The organism is Paenibacillus sp. LS1, from assembly GCF_026013365.1.
Taxonomy (GTDB): Bacteria; Bacillota; Bacilli; order Paenibacillales; family Paenibacillaceae; genus Paenibacillus.
Map to the genome: position 1 here is coordinate 40088 of NZ_JAPDOE010000021.1, position 12765 is coordinate 52852.

The 12765-nt window shown below is 44.9% G+C and carries 2 protein-coding genes; both read left to right on the plus strand.

The genetic code is table 11. The features are described 5' to 3' along the window. Nucleotides 1-9: 9 nt before the first annotated feature. Nucleotides 10-8610, plus strand: a complete 8601-nt coding sequence (locus OM416_RS30885) for a non-ribosomal peptide synthetase (RefSeq protein WP_264936016.1) — start codon at nucleotides 10-12, stop codon at nucleotides 8608-8610. Between the two features lie 5 nt (nucleotides 8611-8615). Beyond that, the coding region (locus OM416_RS30890) for an amino acid adenylation domain-containing protein (RefSeq protein WP_264936018.1) at nucleotides 8616-12765 on the plus strand (4150 nt) is incomplete at its 3' end.

The following is a 12765-nucleotide window of genomic DNA, read 5'->3' on the forward strand; positions in this document are numbered from 1 at the left end:
GAGGCTAACATGATTGACATGAGTCAGGAGTACAAGATGGGGATAGACAAGTCACTGGGGCAGTCAATTCGGAAATTTATCTCAGATTACGGAGTAAATGTACCATTGTTACTGGCTTCTGTTTGTGGTTATTATGAGAATCTCATTTCTGGAAGTGATACATCGTTTATTGAAGTGAACACTTCCGATGGAGAATCAATATCTCTACAGGTCCAAACGGACCAACAACTGCTGGTTGATGATTTTTTGAAGCAACGGTTGAATGACCCATTGTGGCAGCAGCATTGTACATCTGGGATAACCATTATGCTGAATCTAGACCATATGATTTCGGATCGTTCCGATTACAGGAACACGATAACGATGGGAATTGTGGAAGAACAAGAACGGTTTTTAGTCACATACCAAACGCAATCTGAGCACATAACTCATCATATGATCAAAAGAATGCATAGCCGATTACTGACCATCACCGAACAAATGATTAACCGCAAGTCTAGTTTGCTACGAGACATAGAACTCATTAGCGATAATGAAAAGCAGGAAATGGTGACTACCTTCAATAAAAGCAAAATTCCGTACGATCAAAATTCTACATTTATCGAGCTGTTTGAGTCCCAGGTAGACCAGAGCCCCGATTATATTGCTTTTGAATACAAAGGGGAGAAGATCACTTACAAAGACTTCAATGGAAGAGCCAATCGTATGGGGCAAAAGTTGCGAGAGATGGGAGCCAAACCGGATCACATCATTGGAATTATTACAGAACGTTCCATTTCAATGATGGTGGGGATTTATGGAATTCTGAAGTCAGGAGCAGCATATATGCCGCTAGATCCAGAACTGCCGGATCAGCGCATAAAATATTTACTGGAAAATAGTGGGACTATGGTCGTAGTAGCCGAGGATGCCTACATTGACCGTATGCGCTCAATAACTTCTCATGAGATTTTACCCCTCTCTGTTGGTGATGAAGGAGATGAGAGCAATCTTGAACGGAGAAGCGAGCCTGAGAGCTTAGCCTACGTTATTTATACTTCTGGTACGACTGGGCTTCCCAAAGGGGTAATGGTTGAAAATCGAAACCTGGTTAATTTTACTCAATGGATGCTACGGGATCAATTTACAGAATATGACATTGTTTTAGCCAAGACGACCTATGCTTTTGATTTATCGATATGGGAATTGTTTGTTGCTCCTTTAGCTGGTGCTAAGGTCATACTTTTACCCAAGGAAGATGAAAAAGAACCCTCTCGTATCATGGAAGCTATTAAGAAGTGTAATGTAACCCGTACCTCATTCGTCCCTTCCGTATTAGAAGAATTTACGCTTGCAGCGGATTGGTCTGCCTTATCTTCGTTGACACGAATTGTACTATCAGGAGAAGCACTTCCACTTGCTTTGGCAGAGCGCTTTTACGCTGGTTCACAAGGTACGACCCAGCTAGTTAACTGTTACGGTCCTACAGAAGCAACGGTATTTGCAACATCTTTTGCCGTTCCGCTGAATGAACCGTTAAGTGCTGTACATATTGGCAATCCGATTTCCAACACGACCATCTATATTATGAATGAGGATCGAATCTGTGGTGTTGGTATGGCAGGCGAACTGTACATTGGTGGTGCAGGACTAACTAGAGGGTACATCAACAAGCCTGATCTAACGGCTGAACGTTTTTTGGATAATCCATATGTTCCAGGTGAAAAAATCTACCGCACTGGTGACCTTGCCTGCTGGATGGAGGGAGGGACTCTCCAATATCTGGGTAGAATTGATGATCAGGTCAAAATTAGGGGGTACCGTATCGAACTTGCGGAAGTTACAAGCAAACTGCGTAGTCTGGAAAAGATCAGTAACGCGGTCGTTATCAAACGAGAAGATAGTAGCTACCCCTATTTATGTGGATACTTCGTGGCTGAAGAGGAAATGGAGAGTAATAGCATTAAACAAAAATTGGCCGAATTTTTGCCTAAATACATGATTCCTTCACATCTTATCCAAATGGATAAATTACCTGTCACTTCTAATGGGAAACTGGACAAAAGAGCACTCCCGAAGCCGAATTTCGTGAGGTCGGCCAATTATGTTCCGCCAGCTGAGCCAGCAGAAATACTGTTGACTGAAATTCTGCAAGAAGTGCTTGGATTACAGGCAGTTGGCATGACGGATCAATTTTTCGAACTTGGTGGTGATTCCCTGCGAGCAACTAGGCTGGTGAATCTTATAGAAAAACGGATGAGTTCAAAGCTTAGTATAAAAGATGTGTTTAATGCCCCAGTCGTGCAGGATTTGCTTCAAGTGATTTCTCAGTGCAAACAAGCATCTTCCGATGTGTTTCCATCACTGATCAGGGAACGATTGGATGTATACCCGATGAGTTATGCCCAAAAGCGTATGTTTGTTGTTCAGCAAATGGATACGGAAAGCCTGGCTTATAATGTACCCTTTGCACTGAAAGTGAAGGGTAAGCTGGACGCTCAACATTTTGCAAAAGTACTTCAAATACTGCTTCAGCGTTATGAGATTCTCCGAACGAACTTTGCTTACGAAGAAGGAGAGTTTAGACAGATCATTAATCAAGATGCTGAACCAATTTTCACTATGCTTGATGGCAGCATGAAAGATTTTCCGCAGCTAGTCCAAAATTTTGTCCGTCCATTTGATCTAGGCAAAGCACCGCTCATGCGAGCAGGGATGATGTATGGAACAGATGATGTAACATTGCTGTTATTTGACATTCATCACATTATTTTTGACGACGGCTCCAAAGCTTTACTATTACATGATATTGAACAATTATATAACGGCAATCTATTGCCTCCGTTAGATTCACAATACAAAGACTACAGTCTTTGGCAAAACTCAAGAGACCTGCAAGTACAGGAAGAGTACTGGCTTGCTCAGTTTAATGATGAGATTCCGGTTTTAAATTTGAAGACCGATTATCCTAGACCGATGCAGCAAAGTTATCGTGGTAGCAGTATCCTGGCCTATGTAGATGCTGAATTGCACCAACAGGTGAAACAGTGGAGCCAACACAGCAACACGACTCCATATATGTTGTTAATGAGCTGCTTTATGTATTTGCTGAATCGGTATAGCAGACAAGAAGAAGTAATCATTGGAAGCCCAATTGCTGGCCGTATCCATCCGGAAACTGAGCGCATGCTGGGCATGTTTGTGAACACGCTGGCCATCAAGGCAGAGTTTAGGGAGAAACAGACCTTTCGTGAACTATTGCAGCAGGTTCGGGAGAAATGTTTGGAAGCTTACGAACACCAAGAGTATCCCTTTGAACAGCTGGTTGAGAAAAGTGGTGTGGAACGTGATCCTTCACGTCACCCCATATTTGACGTCATGTTCGTGCTTCAGGACAATGTCCAGGCACCTGCATCCATAGGTGGATTTAAATCTGCTTTTGTTCCTTTACAGAGTGTTGCATCTTCTTTTGATCTCACGCTCAGTATTGAGGAAGGAGCCAATGGGTACGAGCTTCAATGGGAATATTGCCAAGATATTTTTAAGCAGTCATCTATTGCTCATTTGGCTGCCCATTTTGAAAGCGTACTAAAGCAGTGTCTGCAGTACCCAGACATGCCATTATCCTCAATGGATTGGTTAAGTGCCGAAGAAAAAGAAACCGTACTTAACACCTTTAATGACAATGGTTTTCCCTTGCCCACGGAGGAAACATTAATCTCTTTATTCGAAGATCGAGTTGAAAAGTCTCCAAACCAAATTGCTGTTGAATATGGTTCCGATTTTCTTACGTATGCCGATTTGAATAAAAGAGCCAATGCGGTAGCCAAACAATTACGTACTTCAGGGGTGGTGCCCGATCAGATTGTTGGGCTTGCACTGGAGAGATGTACGGACATGATCGTTGGCATGCTTGGCATTCTGAAGGCAGGAGGAGCTTATCTACCTATCGATCCGAATTATCCGGTTGAACGCATGAAATACATGCTTCAAGACAGCTCCGTCACATGCGTTGTAACAGGCCCAGGGAGTGAGAAAATAACAGAGATTCTAAATGACAGGCATGCCATTCAACTTGAAAACTATCGGAACAAGGTAGAGAAAAATTTATCATCTGTGTCGAAGCCGAATCACTTGGCGTATGTCATATATACTTCGGGCACAACGGGTAAACCCAAAGGCGTTATGATTGAGCATCTGCATGTGGTTAATCAAGCGATATGGCAAATGGCAGTGGGCAATTATGACGAGCATAGTGTGGTCATCCAGAAAACGACACATGTATTTGATGGATCTGTATGGGAGATATTCCCATGTCTGATTGCAGGGAGTAAACTAAAGATTATCGATGATTCCCAGCATCAGGATCCGGAACAACTGCTTGAAATCATGCCGGGTAGTCACATTGCACTAATTCCTTCTATGCTGCGAATCATTATGGAATATGCAGAAGAACAGAATAAAACGGATAAACTTCGAGCGGTAAAACAAATATATTTGGCAGCTGAGCCTGTGACTTCCGAGCTACTTCAAAAATTTGAGGAAATAACGGAAGGAGCATTGGATCGTCTAAGCAATCTCTATGGTCCTACAGAAGCAACGGTTACAGCAACTTCCTATTCATTCAAAAGGGGTAACCGCGCCCTGGCTTCCATTGGTAAACCTATTTTTAATACCCGCATATATATCCTGAACGACTTGCAGCTATGCGGAGTAGGTATTCCAGGTGAGCTTTGCATCGCAGGGGCAGGCGTGGCCAGAGGGTACATGAATTTGCCGGAACTCACGGAAGAGAAATTTGTGAAGGACCCTTTTCATGAAGATGGACGAATGTATCGATCGGGCGATTTGGCGCGTTGGACCGATGATGGCAATATCGAATTCTTAGGCAGGATCGGAGAACAGGTTAAAATCCGGGGATTCCGCATCGAAGTCAGCGAAGTAGAGAGTAAGCTGAGAGAGATTGAAAATGTCCTCGATGCAGCTTGTATACCAATCAAAGTGAATGATGAGCTTTTTCTTGCCGGATATGTTGTGGGTGAAGAAATCGAAGGACCTACTTATATTCGTGAAGAGATAAGCAAAATGCTGCCTTCCTATATGGTGCCTTCGTATATCAAAGTGATTGCGCGACTCCCATTAACGTCAAATGGCAAACTGGATAAACGTGCTCTACCTACACCTTACCTGGAGGATTCAATTTCGGTAAACGAGTTCCTGAACGAGACAGAAAGTACTGTTCAGCAAGCTTTCATGGAGGTTTTAGGTATCAACAAGGTTAGCCTGGATGATAGTTTTTTTGATCTGGGTGGTCACTCACTTCGCGCTATGCGATTAATTAACAAGCTGGATAAAAGTTTAGGTCACCGATTAGCGATACGTGAGATTTTAATGGCCAGAACCGTTAGAAATATTGCAGGGTTATTCTCGGCAGTGAAACATTCAGATGTATACGATCCGATTGAATCTTTGGTAGAGAGAGATTGGTATCCCGTCAGTGCTGCTCAGAAAAGAATTTATATGATTCATGAAATGCAGAGCAGTAACGTTACGTATAACATCCCTATGATGTTCAGGGCAAACAAACTGAATTTGCATCGACTGAAAACGGCATTGGATAGGTTATGCGAGCGATACGAGCTAATGAGAACATCTTTCTCTATTGAAGATGGGGATGTCCGTCAGACCATCGCTGATCATGTCGATTGGGAATTATGGCATGACGACACAGAACATGAAACTGTACCAGGATTATTAGCCCAATTTGTTCAGCCTTTTAATCTGAATGAAGCTCCGCTGTGGAGAGTCGGCGTACATGAAATGTCGATGCAAGAAAGTCTGCTGATGATCGATATTCACCATATTATTTTTGACGCAGGTTCCAAGCATACGTTCATAAGTGATCTGCTGCATCTTTATAATGGGGATACTCTGCCAGAGCTCAAACTTCAATACAAAGATTATGCTGTTTGGGAACAACGCCATGATTTGCATAGACAGGAACAATACTGGCTGAACGAGTTTGCTGAAGAATGTCCTGTTCTGGATCTGCAAACCGACTTCCCTCGCCCGCGTGAGCAAAGTCACAATGGCGATAGCCTTGATTTCTCTTTGGACAAAGAAACAAGTGAGCTCATTAAAGGTTTTGCCCGCCATCACGGAACGACTGAATATGCAGTCTTGATGTCAGTATTCATGCTTATCCTGAGTAGATACAGCAGACAAAATACGGTAGTGGTAGGTAGCCCAGTGTCAGGAAGAGTGCATCCAGAAACAGAGGATATGTTGGGCATGTTTGTTAACACCTTGCCTATCAAAGGAGAAATACAGCCTGAATATACTTTTGTCATGCTGCTGAAGCATGTCCAGGAGAAGCTTCTTGCTGCAGGGGAGAACCAGGAGTATCCGTTTGACCAGTTGGCGGATAACGTATCTTCCGAACGAGATCCATCGCGCAATCCGATCTTTGATGTTGTATTTGTATTTAACGATAAGCAATCGGAGCTGAGCGTGGAAGAGACCCGGTTGTTACCTGTTACGTTGGACAGTTTGTCTGCTACATTCGATCTGACTGTAAGCATGGCCGAAACGGATATCGGCTACAATCTCCATTGGGAGTATTGCACTGATCTGTTCGTCGAAGAAACAATAGTAAGAATGGCTAATCATTACCATGTAATGCTAAAGGCAGTACTGTCTCAGCCAGAAGAAGAGTTAGTGCTTCTTCCAATGCTGTCAGAACAAGAATATCAATGGATTTTGCAACAATTTAATGCAACGGACACGGTATATCCCTCTGACCGAAGCGTGGTAGATCTGTTCCATTCTCAGGCTGTATTGACTCCTGATCAGCTAGCTGTCGTGTCAGCCGAAGAGCAGTTGACATACCGTGAACTGGAGCTGCGTTCCACTCAGCTGGCAGAACAGTTACGGCGAGCGGGCGTGGAGCGCGGAGATTATGTGGGGATCATGGCAGAGCGGAATACACATACGATCACGGGGATTTTGGCGATTTTGAAGGTCGGAGCAGCGTACATGCCGATTGATCCCAAATATCCAGATCAGCGAATAGCTTACATGCTGAAGGACAGTAGAGCCAAAGTAGTGCTTATCGGTGAAAAGAAACCACAAGCGCTGAAGGCCGCTGAAGTTATAACCTTGTCCATGCTGACATCCGAAGGAGCGCGGAAAAGAGTCGCTTCTCTGCCTGAAACCGTGGTGCAAGCAAAGGAAGAGGTCACGGGTGTAGACTGTCCTGTTCATGCTGATGACGTTGCTTATCTGATGTACACATCAGGAACGACGGGTGAACCGAAAGGGGTCATGGTCGAGCACCGAAGCATTAATCGGCTGGTCAAAGAGACGAACTATGCTGATTTTACCGACGCCCGAATCCTGCAAACTGGTTCTTTATCATTTGATGCCTCAACGTTTGAGATATGGGGAGCTCTGCTTCATGGGGGGGCGCTGTTCCTGGTTGAAGAGGAAATATTGACTGATCCAGCAAGCCTAAAACAGGCTGTAAGTCACTACCAAATTAATACGATGTGGTTAACGGTATCCTTGTTTAATCATATCGTTGCTGAGCAAGTGGATGTATTTGACCCTGTCTCTCAATTGATCATAGGAGGGGAACAGGTTTCATTCCAGCATATTCAGCATTTAAGAGAGGCGAACTCTAGCATTCGGATTGTTAACGGGTATGGTCCGACTGAAAGTACCACATTTGCAGTTACCTTTGATATCGGTCAGGATATGACGATGCCAATCCCGATTGGTAAGCCGATTTCCAATACCCAAGTATATATTCTTGAAAACGAAGAACTATGCGGTATAGGTGTACCAGGGGAGATTTGCATAGGGGGGGATGGCCTTGCAAGAGGTTATCTAAACCTGGAAGAACTAACCAAGGAACGGTTCAGGTCTCATCCAATGCTTTCGGGAGGGCGTTTATACCATACAGGTGACCTTGGGAGATGGCGGGAAGATGGTAACATTGAATATCTTGGAAGAATGGATCAGCAGGTCAAAATTCGTGGCTTCCGAATTGAACTGGATGAAATTGTGGCCCATTTGCGATCCTGTCCTGGTGTTCAGAATGCGGTTGTTACGATAAGGCAGGATAACGATGAAAAGTTTCTATGTGGTTATCTTGTGGGTGATGATCAGCTGAACTTGTCACATGTAAGAAAACGCTTGGAAGAGGAACTGCCATCTTATATGGTGCCATCGCATTTAGAACAGCTGGATAGTTTACCTCTAACACCTAACGGTAAGCTGGATCAAAAAGCATTACCTACGCCTGATTTTAGATCTAGCAGGGTCTACATTGCACCTACCAATCCAATAGAGACAGTGATTACCGATGCAATCGGTACAATATTAGGCTTGGAGCAGGTTAGCATAGAAGATAACTTTTTTGAACTAGGGGGACATTCTCTCAAGGCAACCAAATTGGTGAATGCGATAGATCAGGCTCTTGGCGTCAGGCTTACACTACGGGATATTTTAGTGGAACGCACGGCAAAGAACCTGTCTGCACTGGTTAGTTCTAAGAAAGAGACTCAAGATTCGAATATTTCAGACTCAAACTACTCATATATCGCAGTGGCATTAGAAGAGGAGGACTAACAATCATGAGTAAAAAGTATCGAATGAGTTCAGCACAAAAAAGAATGTTCGCCATTACCGAGATGCATGGAAACGATATTGTCTATAATGTCCCGATGCTTTGGAAAATTGATGGAGAGATTGATGTGGAGCGTTTACAGCGCTCCTTCTTCCAGCTTTGTGCACGGCACGAGCCTCTCAGAACCTATTTTGTGCATCAAAAAGATAAGTTTTTACAAGTGGTTAAGGAAGAGGGCGATATCTGTCTTGACTATGAAGAAGCATCCGAAGATCACATACAACAGATATTCAAAGAACATGTAAGACCGTTTAATCTTGGTGAAGCTCCTCTGATGCGAGCTAAAATAGTTCGAATCTCATCCAATGAGCATATCCTGATGCTGGATATCCACCATATTATTTTTGATGATGGATCTAAACATGTCCTCCTATCAGATCTTTGCCGTTTCTATAATAACGAGGAAATACCTCCTCTGCGTATACAATATAAGGATTACAGCGCGTGGTTAAATTCAAGGGATATGAGTGAGCAGGAGTGCTACTGGATAGAAGAGTTTGCTGGAGAAGTCTCTACGCTTGATTTAAAAACCGATTATCCAAGACCGCAGCAGCAGCAATACGGAGGGCGAAGCATAGATCTGTTATTACCGCTGGAACTTGAAGCGCGGGTTAAACAGTTAAGTCAGCATAGCGGTGCGACAGAATATATGATCTTACTGGCTTGTTTCATGGTACTGATGAATCGTTACACTCGTCAGGACGAGATTGTCATCGGAAGCCCTATAGCTGGCCGTGTGCATGCAGAGGCAGAAGATATGTTGGGAATGTTTGTGAACACATTAGCCATACGTGGGGAATTCCGGACCGGAATGACGTTTCGGACGTTGTTGAGTCAGATTAAAGAACGATGCTTGAAAGCGTATGAATATCAGGAATATCCATTTGACGAATTGGTAGAAAAAATTGGTGTAGAACGTGATCCCTCGCGTAACCCGTTGTTTGATATCATGTTTGTGCTGCAAAAGAATGAACAAGGAAGCTTTAAACTTGACGATGCGCTCTTAACATCTATGGATGTAGGTCTTACCGTAGCGAAGTTTGATCTCACCGTGAGTGTGGAAGAGGTCGAAGAGGGTTACAACGTGAATTGGGAATATTGTGATGCTTTGTTTGCTGCAGATACGCTACAGCATATGGCACAGCAATTCAAAGAACTTGTAGGGGAGATCATGGCTCAGCCTGATCTTGTACTTAGCGAGCTTGGACTGATTACTTGGGACGAACGGAAAAGGGTGTTAACCGATTTTAATAACACTGCTCGGGAATCAAACTGTGAAAAGACAGCTATTATGCTGTTTGAGGAGCAGGTTGCGCGTGTTCCAGAGCATATCGCTGTGGAATTTCAGGGACGGGTATTAACTTATCGTGAGCTGAATGCAAGAGCTAATGCTGTTGGTGCTGCTTTACTAGAAAAAGGGGTAGGTCCTGATCAAATCGTGGCTTTGATTGCAACACGTTCTCTGGATATGATTATTGGAATCTACGGCATTTTAAAAGCTGGGGCTGCCTATTTGCCAATCGATCCCGAGCAGCCGTTAGAGCGTATTCGATATATTATTGAAGATAGTGGAACAAGCCATATTGTCTTTGAGGAGAACACGATAAAAACTGCGGCTGCACTGGAAGAACAACAGGCAATACAACTATTAAATGTGGCAGAGGTGCAGGAAGAAATTGAAGAAAATCCTCAGCCTTTAGCTAAGCCAGAACATCTGGCCTATGTTATATACACTTCCGGTACAACGGGTCAGCCCAAGGGTGTGTTGGTAGAAAATAGAAATTTGGTCAATTTGGTTTCATGGCAGCGTGCAACGGGCGAACTTCATGAAGACAGCGTAATGCTACAGAAATCCACTTATATTTTTGATGCTGCTGTATGGGAGATATTTTCAATCCTCCTTGCTGGAGGAAAACTTGTCATCGCAACTGAATCGGAAAATAGGGACCCGAAAGAGCTGTTGGAGTTGATAGCCAAAACGCAGGTAACCCATGCTCTGATTGTTCCATCTTCATTCAGAATGATTCTGGAATATGCAGAGCTGCATCAATTAGCTGAACAGTTGATGTCTTTGCAGAAAATTTATTTGGGTGCCGAACCTCTTACATCCGATTTGGTAAATAAATATACGCAACTGACAGGTAGAGGAACGGACAGACTTGTGAATTTATATGGGCCTACAGAGGCTACGGTTTGTGCTACTTATATGCAGCTTGAGGAAGAATATGAAAATAACGTCCCTATCGGGCGACCACTGTGGAATACGCAGATTTATATTTTACAGGATGATTGGTTATGTGGGTATGGAATACCGGGCGAGTTATGTATCGGTGGAGCGGGCGTGGCCAGAGGGTATCTTAATCGAACAGAATTAACTAACGAAAAATTTGTCCCCGATCCTTATGTTTCTGGCGGTCGCATATATCGAACCGGAGATTTAGCCCGGTGGAAGACAGATGGTACGATTGAGTATCTTGGCAGAATTGGAGATCAGGTTAAAATCCGGGGGTACCGTGTAGAACCAGGTGAGATCGAGACTCATTTACGCAATATAGAATTCGTTCAGGATGCTGTTGTAGTTGTTAAAACGGATAACACTCGTAATGACTATCTGTGTGCTTATGTCGTGGGCGAAGCTGAGCTGGACGGGGAGCAAATTCGGGAGAATCTGCGCAGCAGCCTGCCTTCATACATGGTGCCATCTTACGTGGTACAGCTGGAGGTTCTACCGCTGACAAGGAACGGTAAACTGGACAAAAAAGCTCTGCCAGAACCGGACCGGACTTCGACGCAGACCTACACTGCACCGCGGAACGCACTGGAAGAAGTCATTGCAACTGTATTCTGTGAGGTGCTGGGACTGGAGCAGGTCGGCATTGATGATGACTTCTACACCTTGGGGGGAGACTCAATCAAAGCCATCCGCATTCTGTCCAAGATGAGGGAACAGGGGTATGATCTCGGTGTGAGAACCATAATGCAAGGACGGACGATTCGCGGGATGAGTTCAGAAGTGACGGCTAGTGTCGCCAGTACAGCAGAGCAAGGCGAAGTAACCGGCCAGGTCAACCCTACGCCGATCCAATGTCAATTCTGGTCCGAATCGTTGGGCGAACCCCATCATTTCAATCAGTCCTTCCTGCTGGAGAGTGTGGAACCGATCCATGAGACCGCATTGAGGCAAGCTCTGGATGCGATCACTGCTCATCATGACATGCTGCGTGCAGTTTACCGTGACGGTGTGCAAACCATTCGCCCTATTGCATCCGGTGCGGCCTATGAAATGACAGTGTTGGATTATCGCTCGATGACGGATCAAGAAGAGGCGCGGACAGCGATGCATCAGCAGGCCAATCAGATGCAACGGAGTCTGGACCTGGCGAACGGCCCTCTCGTAAGGCTCGGATTGTTTCACACCAATGAGCGGGATTATGTGTTGCTCATAGTGCATCATCTGTTGATTGACGGGGTATCCTGGCGGATTCTGTTAGAAGATCTGCAGCAAGCTTATGCGTCGATTCTGGCTGGGCTGGCAGTAACCTTACCTCCGAAGACCGGGTCGTATGCAGGATGGAGCCAAGCCTTGGAACGGTACCGGAAGAGCGCTGAGCTTCAGCAGGAACTCGGGTACTGGCAAACCGTAGAAACACAGATGGAAGAAAGCGGCAAGCATTGGAGCGGCCGAGGCAGCGGAGAAGGGGTTGGACACCTGGAGATTAGTCTGAATGTGGAGCAGACAGAAGCTCTGTTGTATCAGGCCAACCGGGCATACCATACCGAGATCAATGATTTGCTGGTGACCGCGCTGGCCCAGGCCATGTGGACCGTAACAGGACAAGGAACAGCTGCCCTGCAGATGGAAGGTCACGGACGGGAACGGATTGGAGAAGAGTACGTGATGGACCGGACGGTGGGATGGTTCACAAGTATCTATCCGGTGGCAATAACAGGCATCGGTCAAGATCCGGGAGCAGACATCCAGCAGACCAAAGAAATCTTGCGCCGTGTACCGAACCGTGGGATTGGCTACGGCATTCTCCAATGGCTGGGTGAAAGCGAGCTATCCGGAATAGAGCCTGAAATAACCCTGAACTATT

Bases quoted from the DNA above. Each gene is read 5' to 3' on its own strand.
- OM416_RS30885 (WP_264936016.1), top strand. From the start codon at position 10: ATGATTGACATGAGTCAGGAGTACAAGATGGGGATAGACAAGTCACTG.